The organism is Streptomyces sp. NPDC060031, from assembly GCF_042736805.1.
GTDB lineage: Bacteria > Actinomycetota > Actinomycetes > Streptomycetales > Streptomycetaceae > Streptomyces.
Window position 1 is genome coordinate 82,464 of sequence record NZ_JBHWVM010000017.1, and the last position, 18,555, is coordinate 101,018.

Annotated in this window: 10 protein-coding genes; 8 read left to right on the top strand and 2 right to left on the bottom strand. The window is 71.8% G+C overall.

Features of this window, described 5'->3' with window-relative positions; all coding sequences use genetic code 11:
* Positions 1 to 109: 109 nt before the first annotated feature.
* The 8 genes from ACFWB8_RS10650 (at position 110) to ACFWB8_RS10685 (ending at position 15,819) form a co-directional block, all read left to right on the top strand.
* Complete coding sequence (locus tag ACFWB8_RS10650; RefSeq protein ID WP_385224356.1) at positions 110 to 8,302, top strand: ricin-type beta-trefoil lectin domain protein; 8,193 nt, start codon at positions 110 to 112, stop codon at positions 8,300 to 8,302.
* A gap of 64 nt (positions 8,303 to 8,366) precedes the next feature.
* Entirely contained in the window at positions 8,367 to 8,852 is a 486-nt protein-coding gene (locus ACFWB8_RS10655; RefSeq protein WP_385224358.1) for a hypothetical protein, read from the top strand.
* Positions 8,853 to 9,030: 178 nt separating this feature from the next.
* The gene (locus ACFWB8_RS10660; protein ID WP_385224360.1) at positions 9,031 to 9,519 is read left to right on the top strand and encodes a hypothetical protein; all 489 of its coding nucleotides are present in this window, start codon (positions 9,031 to 9,033) and stop codon (positions 9,517 to 9,519) included.
* Between the two features lie 36 nt (positions 9,520 to 9,555).
* The gene (locus ACFWB8_RS10665; RefSeq protein ID WP_385224362.1) at positions 9,556 to 10,101 is read left to right on the top strand and encodes a hypothetical protein; all 546 of its coding nucleotides are present in this window, start codon (positions 9,556 to 9,558) and stop codon (positions 10,099 to 10,101) included.
* 21 nt (positions 10,102 to 10,122) lie between these two features.
* The gene (locus ACFWB8_RS10670) at positions 10,123 to 11,346 is read left to right on the top strand and encodes an MAB_1171c family putative transporter (RefSeq protein WP_385224364.1); all 1,224 of its coding nucleotides are present in this window, start codon (positions 10,123 to 10,125) and stop codon (positions 11,344 to 11,346) included.
* Positions 11,343 to 12,911 carry an amidase gene (locus tag ACFWB8_RS10675; RefSeq protein ID WP_385224366.1) on the top strand — a complete coding sequence of 523 codons (1,569 nt, stop codon included), beginning with the start codon at positions 11,343 to 11,345 and terminating at the stop codon, positions 12,909 to 12,911. Before ACFWB8_RS10670 ends, ACFWB8_RS10675 begins: the two co-directional genes overlap by 4 nt.
* A gap of 613 nt (positions 12,912 to 13,524) precedes the next feature.
* Entirely contained in the window at positions 13,525 to 14,976 is a 1,452-nt protein-coding gene (gene argG / locus ACFWB8_RS10680; RefSeq protein ID WP_385224368.1) for an argininosuccinate synthase, read from the top strand.
* Positions 14,977 to 15,420: 444 nt separating this feature from the next.
* Positions 15,421 to 15,819, top strand: coding sequence for a nuclear transport factor 2 family protein (locus ACFWB8_RS10685; protein WP_385224370.1), 399 nt, complete (start codon positions 15,421 to 15,423; stop codon positions 15,817 to 15,819).
* 38 nt (positions 15,820 to 15,857) lie between these two features.
* On the opposite strand, the gene ACFWB8_RS10690 is transcribed toward ACFWB8_RS10685, so the two are convergent.
* On the bottom strand, positions 15,858 to 16,277 hold the full coding sequence (locus ACFWB8_RS10690) for a hypothetical protein (protein WP_385224372.1): 420 nt from the start codon (positions 16,275 to 16,277) through the stop codon (positions 15,858 to 15,860).
* A gap of 44 nt (positions 16,278 to 16,321) precedes the next feature.
* Entirely contained in the window at positions 16,322 to 18,292 is a 1,971-nt protein-coding gene (locus tag ACFWB8_RS10695; protein WP_385224374.1) for a peroxidase, read from the bottom strand.
* Between the last annotated feature and the right edge of the window lie 263 nt (positions 18,293 to 18,555).

Below are 18,555 nucleotides of genomic sequence, written 5' to 3' on the forward strand. Positions count from 1 at the left end.
GCGGCCGCGTCCATCCGGCCGCCCGTGTGGGGGGATGCACGTGGCAGGACGGCGTCGCTGGTTCGCGACCGTTCGATACCGGATATGGCACGGCAGACGCAGTGTGGGCATGGCGGTCATAGCCGCCCTCGCACTGCTCCTGCCGGTGGCCTTCACCCAGGGGCTCGACCTGGGGATGCTCGGTGCGGGAAAGAGTGACTGGGAGGGCCGCGACGGTCAGGCCGGGCACTACCGCTTCGACGGCAAGGTGTGGAAGCCGCAGAAGGTTTCGGCCACCCCCGGGGTGGCCGGACACCAGCTGGCCGCCGGAAAGCCGGCCGGCCACCCGGAGGGCTTCCGGCCGCTGGGCAACTACCAGGCCGCCGCGCCGGTGTGGCCCAAGGCGGGCAAGGCGACCGTCCAGCTCGCGGCGGCCCCGCCCGCTGCAGGATCGGCCGCCTCAGGATCGGCCGCCTCAGGATCCGCCGCCTCAGGCTCCGCGCCTTCCGCGGCCGATGCGGCGGCCAAGCCCGTCAAGGCCGGCTCGCTGCCCGTGTGGGTCGCCCCCGCGCACCCCGCCACGGCCGGCGCGCAGACCACCGCCACGGCCGCTCCGGCCGCCGTCCGCGTCGAGGTGGCCTCGCACGACCAGGCCCTCAAGGCCGGCGCCAACGGCATGCTGCTCTCCCTCGCACCGGACACCATCCCCGGCGCCCCGGCGCAGGTGGAGGTCGTCGTCGACTACGCCGCGCTGGCCAAGGCGTACGGCGGCGGCTACGGTTCGCGCCTCCAACTGGTGCGGATGCCGGCCTGCGCCCTGACGACCCCGCAGCGCGCCGCCTGCCGCACCCAGACCCCGATCCCCTTCGACAACCGCGCCACGGCCGACCAGCTGACCGCGACCGTCCCGCTGGAGACCACCGCCCCGGGCGCCCAGAGCGCCGCTGCCGATGCGGCCCCCGGGGCCCGCTTCGCCATGGCGCCCCCGGCCTCCACCGCGACCTACGCCTCCACGGCCACCTTCGCCGCTGCTGCGGCCACGGCCGCGGAGCCCACCACCCTCGCCGTCACCTCGGGCAGCGGCGGCTCCCAGGGCGACTACGCCGCGACCTCCCTGAACCCGTCCGGCAGCTGGCAGGCCAGCGGCGCCGGCGCCTTCACCTACTCGTACCCGATCGGCGTGCCGGCCGGCCTCGGCGGCAACGCCCCCTCGGTCGGACTGTCCTACGACTCCCAGGCCGTGGACGGCGAGACCTCCGCCCGCAACTCCCAGTCCACCTGGATCGGCGACGGCTGGGGCTACGACCCCGGCTTCGTCGAGCGTACGTACCGCAGTTGCGGAACCCTCCGCGACGGCAACGGTGACAAGGTCATCAAGGGCTCGGGCGACAACTGCTGGACCGGCGCCAACGCCCAGGTGTCCTTCGGCCCGCACTCCGGCGTACTGGTCCCGGACACCAAGGACGCGGCCGTGCCCGGCCTGCTGCGCCAGTGGAAGCTGCGCGGCGACGACGGCACCATCGTCCAGGAGCTCTCCGGCGCGGCCAACGGCCTCCAGGACGGCACGTACTTCCGCGTCCTGACCACCGACGGCTCGGCCGCCTACTTCGGCTCCGGCCACGCCCCCGCGGGCGTGGGCACCGCGGCCGTCCCCCAGTCAGCCGCCCCCACCGACGACAGCACCGACTCCGCCTGGGGCGAGCCCGTCTTCCACCCCCAGCCCGGTGACCCCTGCTACGACGCCGCCAAGGGCAAGGCCTCCCGCTGCGCCAAGCCCGAGGGCTGGCGCTGGAACCTGGACTTCGTCGTCTCACCGAACGGCCTGGTCCAGCGGTACGACTACACCCCCGAGACGAACTACTACAGCCTCGGCGGCGGTCAGGCGGGCGCCGGCAAGTTCGGCACGCTCACCTCGTACACCCGCGGCGGCGCGCTCGACTCGATCAGCTACGGGTACACGCTCGCGGACGCACTCGCCAAGCGCACCCCCTCCGCCCGGGTGGTCTTCACCTCCAAGCAGCGCTGCCAGACGACGAGCACCTTCACCGACTGCTCCGCCGGCAACCTCAACGACGCGAACGCCTCGCACTGGCCGGACACCCCGTGGGACCTGCACTGCGACTCCACGGACAGCACCACCATCCCGGACGGCTCCACCACGGTGCCCAAGGACGTCTGTGTCATCGCCGGCCCGACCTTCTGGTCCACGACGCGCCTGGACAGCATCGCCACCCAGGTCCACGTCAAGGACGCGAAGACGGACAAGCTGGTCCCGGTCGACTCCTACCAGCTCACCCATGTCTTCTCCGACGCGGGCGGCACGGTCGACCCGGTCACCGGCACCTCCGTGGACCCCGAGCACTCGGGCTTCCTGCAGGCCGTGATGTGGCTCCAGACGGTGCAGCACACCGGCAAGGACACCTACGACAACGGCAACAGCGACATCACGCTGAACAAGGTGGCGTTCACGGGCACCGAGATCGACAACCGCGTCAATGACGTGATGCCCTCGGCCCCGCCGCTGTACCACCCGCGCATGTCCAGCATCCAGACGGAGACCGGCGAATCCATCGCCGTGGACTACAACCAGGCCCCGTGCGAGGGCAAGACCCTCACCTTCGCGGGCGCCGACTCCAACACCGAGTCCTGCTACCCGGTGTACTGGACCGTACCGGGCGCCTCGAAGCCGCTCGAGGACTGGTTCAACAAGATCACGGTCCGCCAGGTCACCACCTCCGACCTGACGATCGCCTCGACGTACAAGCCCGACGGCAAGGCGGCCCCGGCCGGCTCGGCCTCGCGCGTCTCGACGTACGCCTACGCGGGCGCCGCCTGGCACCGCGACGACTCGCCCTTCACCGACGACCAGTACCGCACCTGGGGTCAGTTCCGTGGCTTCCGCACGGTGACGGTCCAGACCGGCCGGGCCCCCGAGCCCGTCACCCAGGCCGTCTCCACCTACCTCCAGGGCATGGACGGCGACTACAAGGCCGACGGCAGCCGCCGCTCGGTCACCGTGGACGCCAAGGCCGGCGGCGCGGTGGTGCAGAGCGTCACGGACGTCGACCAGCTGGCCGGCACGGAGCTGCAGAAGGACGTCTACACGGCGGCCGGCGGCACGGTCACGTCCACGAGCGTCAGCGGCCCCTTCGCCTCCACCGACACCGCGACGGTTGCGCAGACCGCGTGGAGCGGCTGGGAGCAGACCGACCACCCGGGCGAGACCAAGCCGGCCCTGTCCACCCTGCCCCCGCTGGTCGCCCGGCGGATGCAGAGCGCCCAGAGCCACGGCTACGCGAAGCTCGCGGACGGCACCTGGCGGCACACCCGCACGGACACGACGTACGACGCCCAGGGCCGGGTCTCCAGCACGGACGCGCACGGTGACGTGAGCGATCCGGGCCAGGAGAAGTGCAGCACCACCCAGTACGCGAGCGCCCCGGCCGCCAACCCGGCGATGATCTCGTACCCGGACCAGGTCACCACGGTCAACGGGCCCTGCGGGACCGCCGCGAGCGCCTCGACCCTGCTGTCCGACCGGAAGATCTACTACCTGGGCGACGGCACCCTCACCGGGCTCGGCACCTTCGGCCAGGTCTCGGCGACGGCCGCCGCCACCGCGACGCGCATCGCCACCGGTTTCACCGGCAGCACCGAGAACTGGCAGACCACGGCTGCCATGAAGTACGACGGCATCGGCCGGATCACCGACGCGCTGGACGCGACGGGGCAGAACACCCACACCGACTTCACGCCGGCGTGGAGCACGGCGGGCAACATCACCACCCCCACCACGATCAAGACCACCAACAGCAAGAGCTGGACGGTCACCTCCACGCACTCCCCGCTGCGCGGCCTGGAGACCAAGCACGTGGACCCGAACGGTCGCAAGACCGAGGTCACCTACGACGCGCTCGGCCGCCGCACCGCGGTGTGGCTGGCCAACCGCGACAAGGGAGCGGGCCAGAGCGCCGACCGGCTCTTCTCCTACTCCGTCAACCCGGGTGCCGTCGCCGCCCCCGGCGACACGGTCACCCAGCCCGGCGCGCCGACCTCGGTCACCACCAAGTCGCTGCGCGAGGACGGCTCGTACGCCAACTCCGTCGAGATCTACGACGGCATGCTCCAGCCCCGCCAGTCGCAGAGCACGCCGCAGGGCGACAGCGACACCGGCCGGATCGTGTCGGACACCTTCTACGATTCGCACGGCTGGCCCGTCACCTCGTACGCCCCGTACTACGACCCGACCGCCGGACCCTCCGGAACGCTCTTCGCGGCCAACGAGAACCAGATCCCGTCGGAGAACACCACGACCTACGACGGTCAGGGCCGGGCGGTCAAGTCGACGCTGTGGCACCAGGCGGTCGAGCAGTGGCACACCTCCACGAGCTATCCGGGAGCCGACGAGACGGACAGCACGCCGTCCGCCGGCGGGCGGTCGACGGCCGCCTTCACCAACGGGCTCGGGCAGACGGTCCGCAGCGTGGTCAAGAACACCGACGCCACGGTGATGGTCCGGGGCGGTGACGTCATCCCCTCGGGAACGTCGCTCGCCTCCAACACCGTGCGCCTGACCATGCAGGCCGACGGCAACCTGGTCCTGACCGCGCTGGCCACGGGCAAGACGATCTGGTCCAGCGGTACGGGCGGCAACCCGGGCGCCTACGCCAAGTTCGGCACCGACGGCAACCTCGTGGTGTACACGCCGTCGGGCACCGTGAAGTGGACGACGGGCCTCGCGGCCTCGACGGGCTCCACCTTCCGGGTCCGCGCCGACGCCACCGTGGTCGTGGTCGCGAGCGACAACAGCACGATGCTGTGGAGGAAGGGCACCGCGGGAGCGGTCCCGGCGGCCGACGCGACGACGAACTACACCTACACGCCGGGCGGCCAGATCGCCACGATCAAGGACAACGCGGGAAACACCTGGTCCTACGGGTACAACTTCCTCGGCCAGAAGACCTCCCAGTCCGACCCCAACACCGGCACCGGGACGTTCGACAAGTACGACGTCGCGGGGAACCTGCTCCAGAGCACCGACCCGCGCGGCCAGGTGCTGTCCTTCACCTACGACTGGAACAACCGGCGCACCGGTGAGTACGCCGCTCCCTGGCAGGCGACCCCGGACGCGGCCAAGCAGCAGGCCGGATGGGTGTACGACACCCTAGCCAAGGGCTACCCGACATCCTCGACCCGATATGTCGGCGGAGCGTCCGGCAAGGCCTACACCAGGGCCGTCACCGGGTACACCACCACGTACCAGCCGACGGCCAACACGCTGACCATCCCGGCGACCGAAGGCTTCGCGGCCGCCGGTCAGGCCACGGCGCCGGCCAGCGGCACGGTCACCTACACGGTGGCCGCCGACTACACGCCCACGGTCGGCCTGCTGTCCACCACCCACTACCAGGCCGACGGCAACCTGCCGACGGAGGACGTGGACTACGGGTACACCCAGCAGGGCAATCTGGACACCTTCGGCGGATACATCAGCGCGGCCAACACCCCCGCCTACCTGTCCGCCACCGTCCACGACGCCTTCGGGCGCGTGCAGCAGTCGAACTACGGCCCCAGTGGCAAGCAGGCAGCCACCTTCGCCCAGTTCGACTCCACGACCGGCCGCCGGACGCAGACCAGCAGCATGGTGCAGACGTCCGCGACCGCGCTCGACGTCGTCAACTACCGCTACAACCAGGCCGGCGAGATCACCGCGATCGACGACCTGCAGAACAACACCACGCACGACACGCAGTGCTTCACGTACGACTCCTTCCAGCGCCTGACCCAGGCCTGGACGGACACCGCGGGCATCACCTCCCCGTCGGCCGCGCCGGTGGGCGCCGTCGGAGGCTGCACCACCGGACGGGTCCAGACCACCAGCACCGGGCAGATCAAGACCACCACCGTCGGAGGACCCGCCCCGTACTGGCAGACGTACACCTTCGACCAGCTCGGCGACCGCACGGGCATGGTCAACCACGACCCGGGCGGCAACGCCCTGGCGGACACCACCCAGTCCATCGCCTACACCGGGACCGACGGCACCGTCGCGGCCAACCTGCCCAACCAGGCGGGCGCCACGGTCAACGACAACCCGAGCACCGGCGCCGCCGGCTGGACGAACGGCTACGCCGACCCGGCGTACGGCAACAAGAACGCCGGCAACACCGTCAGCCGGAAGGTCACCACCACCGGCCCCCTCACCACCGGCTTCAGCCTCTCCGGGGGCGGGAAACTGTGCATCGAGGACGCGGGCGGGGCCACCGCCCCGGGCGCCAAGGTCCAGGTCGGCGCCTGCAACGGCACCAGCACCGCACAGAAGTGGACCATCGGCACGGACGGCACCGTCAAGGTGCTCGGCATGTGCCTGGACACGGTCGCCAACGCGAGCGCCGCGGGCACCCTCGTGGTGATCGACACCTGTAGCGCGGACGCCACCCAGAAGTGGAAGGCGACCACCACCGGCACCCTGGTCAACGCGGCCAACAGCGCCGTGTGCCTGACCGACCCGGCCGCCAGCGCCACCGCGGGGACCCAGCTGACGCTGGCCGCCTGCGGCAGCGCGGGCCAGGTGTGGACCACGGCCGCCACCGGCGCGGTCCCGGCCGGCCAGACCCAGACCCTCACCTACGACACCGAGGGCCGCACGGCCGCGGTCACCACCCCGAGCGGTGCCACCAGTACGACCAGCAAGTACCTCTACGACGCCGACGGCAACCTGCTCATCCAGACCAGCGCCGCAGGAGGTACCGACAAGACCCGCGTCCTGTACCTGTTCGGCGGCGCCGAGCAGATCACCCTGAACGTGGCGGCGAAGACCTGGACCGGCCTGCGCCACTACACGGGCCCGGACGGCACCGACATCACGCGCAGCAGCTCGGGCAGCGTGACCTACCAGGTTCCCAACGCCCAGGGCACGTCCACGACCGCCATCGACGCGGGCAGCCTCGCCGCGACCCGCCGGTCCTTCGACCCGTACGGCAACGCACGCGGCACGAAGCCCACGGCGTGGGTCTCCCCGGACGAGAACCGAGGATTCCTCGGCAAGCCACTGGACACCTCCACGGGCCTGAACCTGCTCGGTGCCCGCAACTACGACGCCACGACCGGTCGTTTCCTCAGTCCCGACCCCGTCTTCCAGGCCGGCGACCCCAACCAGATGGGCGGTTACACCTACGCGGCCGACAACCCGGCCAGCGGCAGCGACCCCAGTGGCACGGACAACTGGTACACCGACCCGACCATGAACAAGTGCGTGATCGACTGTGGCACCACGACCACGACGACCACGACGACGACCACGACCACCACGACCACGTCCTCCGGTGGCGGCGGGAACAACAAGAAGGACGACTGTGACGGCTTCTGGGGCTGCGCGGGTCACTACCTGAAGAAGGCCATGCCGGTCATCGAGGTGATCGTCATCGTCGTGGTCGTGGTGGTGGTCGTGGCGGTGGTCGCCACCGGCTGTACGGCGGGGGCACCCGTCCTCGCCCCGGCCTGTGTGCTCGCACTGGGCGAGGCGGCCGGCATCGTCACCGGCGCCGTCGGCGGCGACTGTGCGGCCATGGGCTGCGGTGGGGCAGGCGGCTTCCATCCGAACATGGAGGGCGAGGGCGCGGCGGCCAGAGGCGCCTCAGGGGCAACCAAGGCCTCGGGTGAGGCAGGAGCCTCCGGCAACAAGGGCGCGGCCTCGTCCGGCGGCGCCGCGAAGAACGCCGCCGAAGACGTGGCGGGCGCCAATGCGGGGGCCGCGAAGAAGGGCGGCACCCCGCAGGACGCGGCTGAATCCAGCGCGGCCTCCTCGGCCCACCCGGACGAACCGAGCACCGGAGCCTCCGGCACCGGGCCGACGGACCGTGGTCCCGCCAAGTCCCGGCCGCCCTACGTGCACACCGAGGAGGCGTCTCCCGGCTGGACTCCGGAAGGCCAGCTCGCCAAGGGCACGGAGCTCGCCAGGAAGGCCGTGATCGAACAGCGGTCCTCCAAGGTCGCCTCGCGCTCCTTCGTCTCGGGCGTGCGGACGGACACCGGCGAGCTCGCGGTGGCCTCCTCGGGGCCCGGCCTCGTGGAGGGGTGCACCCTCTCCTACTGCGCCGAGGGAATCGTCGCCCAGGCCCTCGGCGGGGACTGGCGCAACATCCGCTTCGGCATCGCGTTCGTCGCCGAGAAGATCAAGGACTGGGAGGGCAAGACCGTCCAGCCCGTCGGCTACGAACCCGCGGGCAAGTGGGTCTGCACGAAGTGCCAGGGGGACTACCCCCCGTCGAGCTTCGGGCCGGGCGCACAGGGAGACCCCTCCGGCCCCTGGTTCAACGAGTGAGTTGCGGGCGGTACGGTATGGCGGTCGTCTTTGACGTGTGTTCCACAGCAAGGGAATGGGCAGCATGGTGAGCATTGCGCGGGCGGAGATCCGTCGGCACGACTGGGCTGCGATCCGGTGTGCCTGCGGTCAGCCCGCCTCGCACCTGCTCGACGGGCTGCTCGATGACGTGCTCACCGGCGCCCCCGGCGCCCTGCACGCCATGGACGGCCACGCGTTCGAAGGTTCCTTCCTGAGGGATCCGGCGCCGGCCGTGGCATCGGTGGCGCTGGGCATGCTGGCCGACGGCCTGACGCCCCAGCAGGCCGAGCACGTGCTGTGGCTCCTGCTGCAACTGGGATGCGGCGAGGGCGGGGACGAGGATCCCGAGTCCTCCAGCCTCTACGCCGAGTGCTTCCGGGTCCTGCGGACCGGCCTCGTCCTGATCTACCGGGAGTTCCTCAACAACCCGTGGGGTCGCGCCGAGGCCGGGGACCTCCTGGACATCCTGGAGGCCGATCCGCAGAAATTGGCCTTCTACCACGAGGAGTTGCTGCGCTCCGCTCCCTGACGGGGCCGGCGAGGGGGCGGTGACCGGGAAGCCGGTTGCCGCCCCTTCGGCGTGTGCAGCACCGTGGGGCCGTCGGCGCGCTGTCCGCCGGACCGGCGAGCCCGGCTCCGGCGTCAACTATAGTTACGCGCGACGGGCGTCAACTATAGTTACGCCCGAGGACAGGGAGTGGCACGCAGTGGCGGAATCAGAAGACGGACCCGATGCACCGGACGCACCTCGACCGACCGCGGTCGCGGTTCCCGGGCCCGGTGCTTCCTTCAGCGACCGCCTCAACTTCCTGTTCGACCGGGTGCGCCCGCCCGGTGCGGAGGAATACTCCAACGCGCACGTGGCCCGCACCATCTCGTCGTACGGCGGGGACAGCTACACGCGCTCCCACATCAGCTACCTGCGCGCGGGCAAGCGGACGCCGACCATCACCATGGTGCCCCTGCTCGCCCGGTTCTTCGGCGTCGAGGCCGCCTACTTCGTCGAGGACGAGGTCACGCGGAAGATCGCGACCCAGTTCGAGATCCTGCGCAAGCTGAAGGAGAACGGAGTCCAGCAGATCGCCCTGCGAGCGATGGGCGTGTCCGCCGCCGGCCAGCGCAAGGTCCTGGCGGCCCTCGAAGCCGTACGGAAAGAGGAAGGTCTGCCCGCCGACCCCGAAAGGGACCTGCCGTGAGCGGTGTGCGGCGTCTCGAAGAGGAGAGGAAGCACCATGTGGCTCAGCCGTCGTAACCGCGGATCCGAACGCGAGGCCGACGAAGTCGAGCGCCGGAACCGGGAGTTCGTGGACGGCCTCGACCTTCCCGCGGTCGACAGCGTCATGGACCTCGTGCCGTTCATGGAGGAGCGCTTCGACCGGTCGATCCGGCTCATGCCGTTCGCTTCGGATCCGGCCGATGCCGACTCCCTGGACGCTTCCGCCCCGTGCGGCCTGTGGCTCGCCACGGGCGACACGGACTACGTGTTCTACGACACCGCGATCAGCCGCGCGCACGCCGAGATCATCGTCGGGCACGAATTCGGGCACATGCTCAAGCGCCACCGGGGCAACGCCCCCTTGGAGGCGGCCAACCTGGGCGGTCTGATCACCGACATCGACCCCGCCACGGTTCAGCTCGTCCTCGGCCGGACCCGCTACCACGAGCCGGAGGAGTTCGAAGCCGAGCTGCTCGGATCCCTCCTGCAGGAGCGTCTGAGCGCGTCCCGGGTCTGCGACTCCCGGGAAGCCGACCCCATAACCCGCACGCTGCTGCGCTGACCGAATACCGAATCGGGACCCGTGAAAGACATACTTCACCCCCTGTGCCTGGCCATCGCCGGCACCGGTTTCCTCATCCTCGTGCGCGACCTGGGCAAGAGCCGACGCGATCGGGCACTGGTCGCCCTGGCCTTCACCTACTGCTTCTCCGCGCTCAGTTACGCCGTCTCCCTCACGTCGGTCTGGGTGCGGGTCGACGGCGTCTTCGGTGTCCCCAACATCGTCGTGCCGATCGCCCAGGGCTGCGTGATCCTCGTCTTCGCGCTCCAGGCCACCGTCCTGGCGTACTGGTCGAAGCCGCTCGGGGAAGCCCGCCGGCGCAGCCGCCTCCTGCTCTGCGCGGCCGCGGCGGTCATCGCCACCATGTCGGTGCTGTTCGCCCTGCTCACCCCCGCCACGACCAGGCCCACCGACTTCTCCCTGTACTACGCGCACGACCCGGTCTTCCAGGCGTACGTGCTGCTGTACTTCGGCACCTACAGCGCCGCCGAGATCTACCTGGCGCGCTCCTGCTGGAAGTACGCGCGCACCGCCACCAACCGGTCGATCGCCTTCAGCCTGCGCCTCGTCACCGTCGGCGCCGTCGTCACCCTCGGCTACAGCGGCATCCGCATCGGCGGCATCATCGGGGCCGAAGCCGGCTTCAGCGTCAGCCGATTGAACGACTTCGCCTGGGCGTGCGGGGACATCGGAGCCACCCTCACCCAGATCGGCTACCTCATCCCGACCGTCGCCCGGCGCACCAACACCGCCCGCGACTGGGCCACCGCGCACATCCGCTACCGGCGCCTGGGACAGCTGTGGCACGCCCTCGACCAGGCCGACCCCGGGATCACCCTGCGCCGCCCGGCCCGCCAGCGCCAGGACCTCCTACGGGGCCGCAGTGCCCTCTTCCCCCTGCTGCGCCGCCGCGTCGAGATCCGCCAGGGCCAGAAGCTGATGCGCCGCTACCTCGACCCGACCGCTCGGGAGCACGCCGAAACCCGCCGCCGGGCCGAAGGCCTCACCGGCGTCGAACTCGCCGCGGCCGTCACCGCCGACCAGATCCACGCCGCCCTGGTCCGGCACGCGGCCGACGAACCCGCCGACACCCCCGCCGAGTACGCCGACGCCGAGCTGTCCCTCCCCACCACGGAGGACGAACTGCTCCACCTCCAGCGCGTCGCCTCGTACTTCACCCCGCCCACGTCCGAGAGCCGCGACGCCGCCGAGTCCCGTGGCACCACCTCAGGAGCCCGTTCGTGATCCTCCGCCGCACCCTGCTCGTCGCCTGCACGGCCATCGCCGCAGCGGCGTCCATGGCCACCACGCCCGCGGCCGCGCGCTCCCGCGCCGGCGCGGCGAAGCCGCCCCGTACGGACCTGCACCTGGCGCCCGCCCGCGAACAGCTCGCGGCCCTGCGCCGGCGGACGATCACCAGCCGGGCCCTGCTGGAGCAGTACCTCCAGCACATCGCCAAGACCAACCCCGGCGTCAATGCCGTCGTCACCCTCGATGCCGAGGGCGCCCGCGCGGCCGCCGACCGGGCCGACCGCCACCTGTCCGCGACCGGCGAACCGCTGGGCGCGCTCCACGGCCTGCCCATGACCGTGAAGGACGCCCTGGAGACCAAGGGGCTGCGCACCGCCTGTGGTTCCCCCGACCTCGCCGACCACGTTCCCGACCAGGACGCCGACACCGTCGCGCGCCTGCGTGCGGCCGGCGCCGTGATCGTCGGCAAGACGAACGTCCCGGTCATGTGCCAGGACATCCAGACCTCGAATCCGGTCTTCGGCAAGACGATCAACCCCCACGACGACACCAGGACCGCGGGCGGATCCTCCGGCGGCCCGGCCGCCGCCGTCGCCGCGGGCCTCACCAGCCTCGAGGTCGGATCCGACCTCGCCGGCTCGCTGCGCCTGCCGGCCGCCTACTGCGGTGTGTACGCCCTGAGGCCGAGCGGCGGCATCGTACCTACCCGAGGCCACATCCCCCGGCCGCCCGGCTGGCTCACCAGCTCCGACATGCTCACCCTGGGCCCCGTCGCCAGGAACGCCGAGGACCTCGACGTCCTCCTCGACGTGCTCGCCGCGCCCGCCCCGGCCGAGGCCGCCGCCTGGCAGATCAGCCTTCCGGCGCCGAGGCGCGGTCGCCTGGCGGACTACCGGATCGGCGTATGGCAGGACGATGCGTACTGCCGCGTGGACCAGGGCACGCGCCGGCTCCTGGAGCAGGTCGCCGAGCTCGTGCGGTCGGCCGGCGCCACCGTCGACGGGACGACCCGGCCCGTGAACCTCGCCGACAGCGACAAGCTGTTCCAGCGCCTCATGTACGCCACGGCCGGCGCCACCGCGACCGACGCCGGGTTCGCCGACGACATCGCGGCAGCGGACAAGACCCCCGCCGACAGCCCCGGCGGCCTCTTCCTGCACTCGCGCACCATGCGACACAGGGACTGGCTGCGAGCGAACGAGGACCGCGAGAAGCTGCGCGGGCGGTGGGCCGACTACTTCGCGACCCATGACGTCCTGATCACCCCGGCCGCCCCCACCGCGGCGGTCGACGACCAGACGTCCACCCCGGTCCCCGGCCGGTTCATCACGGTCGACGGGGAGAAGCGTCCGTACTTCGACCAGACGGCATGGCTGAACCTGGCCGGGCACGTCAAGCTCCCGGCCCTCGTCATGCCCGCGGGCGAGACCGCCGACGGGCTGCCGCTGGCCATCCAGATCATCGGTCCCTATCTGGCCGACCGCACGGTCATCGACGTGGCCAAGTACCTGGCACGACGGCTCCCCGAGCCCGTGCGACCGCCCGCGCTCACCGAGTGACCGGGCCCCCATGACCGGGCTCGTTCTGCCTCCACGGGGGTGGGGCGGGGCGAGCCCGCACAGCAGAGGGGCCCCAGGTGAACCCGGGGCCCCTCTGCACCTGTGACAAGACATGAAGAGCCCGGATACCGACGGGGGATGCGGTACCCGGGCCCTGCGATCATCCTAGTCCCCCACGTCCCGGTGCCGGGCATCAGTACGATTCTTGCCCTCGAGTTCCGCTCGGCACACCCGCTGCAGCCGGGCCAGCGGCACCCTGCGCCCCTCCGCCACCTCGGCCAGATAGCCGTCCACGTCGGTTTCCGGCCACACGCTAGGGACCGGGCCTGGCCGCGACGGTGCGGGCTCGCACTCGGCCACACGGCTGGTGGGCACGGAGCGGTCCGCCGGGCCGAGGGGCGCGCGGGGCCTGCGCAGGGCCTCCGCCCGGGCGTCGGGCCGTATCTCGCCGAAGCCGTCCAGCCGGGCCTGCCGTCAGGCCCGCACGCCGGGGCGCACCACCGGGACCGCCGTCGCGACGCAGGCCGCGCCCGCGAGGCGCGGACAGCCCCGACGGCTCAGGCGGACGGAGCGCCACGTTGCATGATCATGCGGCGCAGTGCATACTCTTCCTATGTCTAAGGTCCTTACCTCCCTGCCCACCGGCGAGCGCGTCGGCATCGCCTTCTCCGGCGGCCTCGACACCTCCGTCGCGGTCGCGTGGATGCGCGACAAGGGCGCCGTCCCGTGCACCTACACCGCCGACATCGGCCAGTACGACGAGCCCGACATCGCGTCGGTGCCCGGCCGCGCGTCGGCGTACGGCGCCGAGATCGCGCGCCTCGTCGACTGCCGCGCGGCACTGGTCGAGGAGGGCCTGGCCGCGCTGACGTGCGGAGCGTTCCACATCCGCTCGGGCGGGCGCGCGTACTTCAACACGACGCCGCTCGGCCGCGCCGTCACCGGCACCCTGCTGGTCCGGGCGATGCTCGAGGACGACGTCCAGATCTGGGGCGACGGCTCCACCTTCAAGGGCAACGACATCGAGCGGTTCTACCGCTACGGCCTGCTCGCCAACCCGCACCTGCGCATCTACAAGCCGTGGCTCGACGCGGACTTCGTCACCGAGCTCGGCGGCCGCAAGGAGATGTCGGAGTGGCTCCTCGCCCACGACCTCCCCTACCGCGACAGCACCGAGAAGGCCTACTCCACCGACGCCAACATCTGGGGCGCCACCCACGAGGCCAAGACCCTGGAGCACCTCGACACGGGCGTCGAGACCGTCGACCCGATCATGGGCGTCCGGTTCTGGGACCCCTCGATCGAGATCGCCGCCGAGGACGTGACCATCGGCTTCGACCAGGGCCGGCCGGTGACGATCAACGGCAAGGAGTTCGCCACCCCCGTCGACCTGGTGATGGAGGCCAACGCCATCGGCGGCCGCCACGGCCTGGGCATGTCCGACCAGATCGAGAACCGGGTGATCGAGGCCAAGAGCCGCGGCATCTACGAGGCCCCCGGCATGGCCCTGCTGCACGCCGCGTACGAGCGACTGGTCAACGCGATCCACAACGAGGACACCGTCGCGCAGTACCACAACGAGGGCCGGCGCCTCGGTCGCCTCATGTACGAGGGCCGCTGGCTCGACCCGCAGGCGCTGATGATCCGGGAGTCGCTGCAGCGCTGGGTGGGCGCGGCCGTCACCGGTGAGGTGACGCTGCGGCTGCGGCGCGGCGAGGACTACTCGGTCATGGACACCTCCGGCCCGGCGTTCAGCTACCACCCGGACAAGCTGTCCATGGAGCGCACCGAGAACTCCGCGTTCGGCCCGGTGGACCGCATCGGCCAGCTCACCATGCGCAACCTCGACATCGCCGACTCCCGCGCCAAGCTGGAGCAGTACGCGGCTCTCGGCATCGTCGGCAACACGCACGCCACGCTCATCGGCGCGGCCCAGGCCGCCTCGACGGGGCTGATCGGCGCGATGCCGGAAGGCGGCGCCGAGGTCATCGCCTCCCGCGGCAAGGTCGAGGGCGACGACGACGAGATGCTCGACCGCGCCGCGATGGAGTTCGGCACCGACTGACCGGGCACCGACCGGCCAGGCGGCGCCTCGGGCCCGCGGCCCCGGACGAGCACGTTGTCGTCCGGGGCCGCAGAGCTTTGACCTGCGCGGCAGCGGCGGGCGCGGCTGAATGGCTCACCGCGCGACCGAGGTGGCGCGAGCCTAGGCTGGTGACGTTGCCCTGGTCGCCGGACGACAGGAGGCCGCGCCATGGAGCCCATCCGCATGCGGATGGGCCGGGCCTGCGTGGTGACAGCGAGACCAAGACCTTCACGGTCACCGCCTCCTGCGACTGCTCGACCAGGGCAACGCCCAGCAGTTGCTCGACTGATCCTTCAAACAAACACCCGGTGCAGTTCCTGCCGGGGGAGCCCAGCGCCTTCTTCGGCGAGGCGATCACCACCGTCGTCACCCCCGATCACGTCCACCCCGGCCACCAACGCCCCACCCCGAAGAGATGACGGCATGAGCGACCGCGAGGAATTCCTGGCGTGGGTCAAGAGTGCTCTGTACGAGGCGGAGCCCGCGCTGCACAACGGCGACGCGGCTCCGCGCCGTGCGCTGTGGTCGCGCAACGAGCCCGTGAGCGTGCTGGGCGCGTGGCGCAACGCCAACGGCCAGCAGGAGCTCGACGCGCTGTTCGCCGCACTCGGACGGAGCTTCTCCGACTGCACGTCGTACGCGGTCGAACTGCAGGCGTACGACGTGCTGGGTGACATGGCCTATACGGCCGGACTGGAGCACACCTCCACCTCCGTCGACGGACAGCCGCGCACCTACACCTTGCGGGCCACCCAGGTCTACCGCCGCGAGGACGGCGAATGGCGGGTGGCCCACCGTCACGGCGACACCGTGACCGACTGATCCGGCAGGGTCAGGACGGGACGGTCAGGAGGAGACGGTCAGGAGGCGAGGATCACCGAGGCGGTGGTGCGCCACCCGGCGTCCGTCCTGGCCGCGAGGTACAGCACCCGGACGCGCTGGAACTCGCGCCCGGCGGTGTCGTTGCGCACCCAGGTCACCTCGATGAGCGCGGACCGCTCGTTCAGGGCGCGGACCTCGGGATCGACGGCGGTGCTGCCGCCGTAGTCGGCGTCGCGCAGGGTCCGCAGCTCGTGGGCGAGGCCGGCCGTGAGGGCTTCGCCCGAGCCGAGCACCGTATGCGCGGCGCCGGTGGTGATGGTGATCGGTACGGCGAAGTAGGCGAGCAGGGGTGCGGGGTCGGTACGGCCGGCGGATGCCAGGCCGATGAAGGTGCTCACGTACTGGTCGAACCAGGCTCTCGCGTCGTCCGCGACCGCCGAGAGGTCCGTGTGCGGCATGGGCTTCCTCGTTCTCGCACGCCCGGGACGGGCCGGTCAGGGCGTCACCTCGCCGTGTGGGCAGATGCCTTTCCGTCGGGTGCCTGCCACAGGGTGTGGCCGTTTTGGACGATCACGGCTTCACCCGACGGACGGATCAGGAAGCGGGCGCCCTTGTGGCCGGCGGTCTTCGAGGACCATGCGGTGCGGGCGTCGGCGGTACGGACGGTGAGTTCGCCGTCGCCGGAGAAGACGGCGTCGGCGCCGGAGCCCGAGGTGTCGGCGTTCCACAGGGTGCGGCCTTCGTCGTCCTGGAGGATCAGGTCGCCGCCGGTGTCGAAGTGCAGGCGCACCGCCCCGGCGTCCAGGGTGTCGCCGGGGCGCAGCACGGTGCCGGGGTGGACCTCGATGGAGTTGTCGAGCTTGCCGGCGGCGAGGGCGCGCAGGGTCGGGAGCGAGGGGGTGAAGGCGTACAAGGCGCCCTCGGTACGGACGTACCGCTCGAAGGCGAGGGTGGTGGCGCGGCTGCCGCTGGGCGAGGGGCACTCGAAGGCTGCGGGCGAGGCGGGCCCGATGACGGGGTCGGTGCCGGGGCGGGGGTGCCGGGCCGGCGGGAAGTCCGCGTTGTTGCTCCAGCGACTGGCGATGAACTCGAACTGTCCGACGAGGTCCGCCTGATGGCTGATGAAGAGCAGCCCGCGCTGCGCGGAAGCCGCACCCGCACGGTAGGCCGGGCCGAAGGGGATGCCGCGCCGGATGATGCGCCGGGAGTCGTTGTTGGCGGCGGGCAGCGGCGGCCGCCCGGGAGCCGTCGTCAGGCCGCCCCTCGGATTGGTCTTGCGGATGTGCGCGAACAGCGGGGTGGTCCAGCCCTGGAGGTCGTCGTGGAAGTCGAGGGCGCCGTCGACGTCCTCACCGGGTACGGGAATCCGCTCGGCCGCCGGGCAGGTGGCGACGGGGGCGCCACCGGGCCAGCGGCCGACCATGCGGGCGGCGAGCCAGTTGGGGCTCGCGTCGGCCGGGGCCGCGCCCGACTTCTTGAGCTCGGCCAGGCACTCGTCGACCTGCTTCCACCATCCGGCGACGTCCTGTGCCAGGCGCCGCACCACGTGGAAGGAGCCGCCGGTGGCCCACGCGGGCAGCCCGGCGGGACGCTGCCCGACCCGCTCGTGCCCGACGAGGAACTCACCGGCGGGCACCAGACGGGTTCCGGGCTTGCCGCTTACGGTCGTACCGGTCTCGGGGTCCGGCGCGTCGAAGCCGCGTACGCCCGGCTGGCTGATGGCGTCGAGGAAGCCGAACTGCTCGTGCCCGCGCAGGCCGCCGGGCAGGGTCGCGCCGTCCTGGCGGAAGAGGACTTCGGCGTCGGCGTCCTCGAGGGACTCGTGGTGGTCGTCGATGGCCACCGCGAGGCGCTTCGGGTCGTCGGCGGCGAGCGTGAGGACGGCGTGGACACCGTCGGGGTCCGACCCGAACAGCCAGGAGTCCGGGGCGCTGGGGCCGGTATCGCCGAGCAGTGCGGAGCGGGCCGCGGCGCCGTCACGGAAGGCCTCCGCCGTGGTGCCGGGCGAGACGGCGGGGAACGGGTCCTTCTGGGCGAGGAAGCCCAGGCCGGCGTGGGTGAGGCTGATGCCGGTCCACAGGACGGCCATCGACGTCGGGTCCACACCCCTGCGCAGGCGGCGGGCCGCACTGAACTCGGCGTTGAAGCGGGTGACCTGATCGGTGGTGGAGAGCTCGGGCAGGAGCTGCCCCAGCCAGCGGCGCGCCTTCCGGGTGTCGTGGAAGTGCACGAGCAGCAGACACGCGTGGTCCTTGCGGAAGCCCGCCAGGATGTCGCCCTGCGTGGTGGCGTCGGTCCGCAGCGGAAGTTCCGCGCCCGCGCCCGCGCCCGCAGCACGGGGCGTGGCGGCCGCGGCGGCGGTCGCGGTCGTGGAAGCGGTCGTGGTCGTGGACGCGATCGCGGGCGTACCGACGGCGAGCGCGGCGGCGGTACCGGCCCCGGCTCGTACAACGGTCCGACGGGTGAACTGCATGCGGGTCCTCCGGGACGGGGAGCGGGGTGAGATTCCGGTGATCATCACCCTGTGCGATCACCTGCTCCCGCGCGAGCCGACGCACCGAGCGGGTGACGAACCATCACCTGCGCGCCGGGTGTCGAGGCTCCTCGCGCGGGGCGGGACGCCCCCGCGGTTGGGTGGGGGCGGGGGGGGGCGGGGCCGCGCCCCCCCCGGCCGGGGCGGGCGGCGGGGCCCCCCCCCCCCCGGGGCCCCCCCCCCGCCACCGCGCTGGCCCGGGC